General features: G+C 64.1%; 2 protein-coding genes. Both read left to right on the top strand.

Features of this window, described 5'->3' with window-relative positions; all coding sequences use genetic code 11:
• Window positions 1–1,260 (top strand): L,D-transpeptidase family protein (locus tag J0I64_RS15520; protein ID WP_291409860.1); only part of this gene is annotated, 1,260 nt, incomplete at its 5' end.
• A gap of 191 nt (window positions 1,261–1,451) precedes the next feature.
• On the top strand, window positions 1,452–1,676 hold a 225-nt coding region (locus J0I64_RS15515; RefSeq protein ID WP_291409858.1), incomplete at its 3' end, for a hypothetical protein.

Here is a 1,676-nt window from a genome sequence, read left to right as displayed (position 1 = left end):
CCGGCGGCGCTCGCCAATGCCGAAGTGACGCTGAGCCTGGCCGTCGTCGCCTATGGCCATGATGCCTATGCCGGCCGCCTCGTGCCGGGCGAGGTCAGCCCCAATATCGGCTGGCAGGCCAAGGAGGTCGACCCGGCCGCGATCCTCGCCAGCGTTTCCTCCGCCGATGATCCGGCAAGCGTCCTCGCCGACTACAATCCGCAGCAGAAGGAATTCGTCCTCCTGCGCGGCAAGCTCGCCGAGCTTCGCGCCGCCGCCGACAAGTCCAAGGAACGCATCGAGATTCCCGCCGGTCCGACCCTGAAGCCGGGCATGACCGACGCTCGCGTGATCCTCATCCGCCAGCGCTTCGAACTGCCCACCGACGTGGCCGAAGCCGATGTCTATGACCCGGCCGTGGTCGCCGCCGTCGAGGCCTTCCAGAAGTCGCGGAAGATCAAGGCCGACGGGATCATCGGCAAGGGCACGCTAGCCGTCATCAACAAGGGCGACCCCGACCCGCTGCCGCTCGTCCTCGCCAACATGGAGCGCTGGCGCTGGATGCCGCGCAACCTCGGCAATTTCTACGTTCGGGTGAACATCCCGAATTTCGACCTGGACGTGTATAGCGACGGCAACGTCATCTACAACACGCGCATCGTCGTCGGTAAGGTGGACCTGCCGACCCCGGTCTTCTCCGACCGCATCCAGTTCGCGGTGGTCAACCCGGCCTGGAGCGTGCCCTCCTCGATCCTCGCCAAGGAATACCTGCCGGCGCTGCGCAATGGCGGTGTCCCCAAGGGCTTCGAGGTCTATGCCAAGGTCGGCGGGCGATTCCGCGCGGTCGACCCCTACATGGTCAACTGGGCGACCGTCGGCCCGAACGACATCCAGCTTCGCCAGCCGCCGGGCGAGCGGAACGCCATCGGCGTCATCAAGTTCATGTTTCCGAACAAGTATGCCGTGTACCTCCACGACACGCCGTCCAAGGCCTTGTTCAAGAACGATTATCGCGCCTACAGCCACGGCTGCATGCGGGTCATGAACCCGTGGGACTTCGCCGATGTGCTGTTCACCCAGGAATCCGGCTGGACCGTCGCCCGGCTGAAGAAGCTTGTCGGCGGCCCCGAGAAGCGCGTCGACTTCCCGAGGCCGATCAACGTCCACATCACCTATTTCACGGCCTGGGTGGATGATTCGGGCGACCTCCAGACCCGTCCTGACCTCTATGGTCACGACAAGCGCGTCGAGCAGGCGCTGGGCCTCCTCGCCACCGACTGAAACCTAGGATTCCCTAGGGGAAAAAGGCGGGTTGCCTATCCGGTCGGCAAGTGGCAGTCTCCGTCCGTCGGTGACGCCGGCCGGACCGCTCGCAGGGACCGGTTTGGTAAAGGGGAATTAACTTTCGCCCCCGACAATGGACCGTAAGAGGCCGATCGACGGGATCGGTCAAGGACGGAAGCGAACAGATTTTGTTCAGGCGGGGTAATATCCAGGCGCAGGGCAGCACGCGGGCGAAGCGTCCGCTGCGTTCCTCGGTTTTGCGGCTAGGCTCGCTCGCTCTTCTGGCATCGGTGTTCTCGGTCGGAGCCGCGGTATCGGTTCCCGAGGGCAATCGTGCCCTGAAGATCTATCATGTCCATACCGGCGAGAAGCAGGTCATCGTCTTCAAGCGGAACGGCGTCTACGACAAGGAC

Origin of the sequence: Devosia sp. (assembly GCF_017307565.1) — a bacterium.
Classification (GTDB): Bacteria; Pseudomonadota; Alphaproteobacteria; order Rhizobiales; family Devosiaceae; genus Devosia.
The sequence above is the reverse complement of the archived record's forward strand: the minus strand, read 5'-3'. Positions and strand labels throughout refer to the sequence as shown.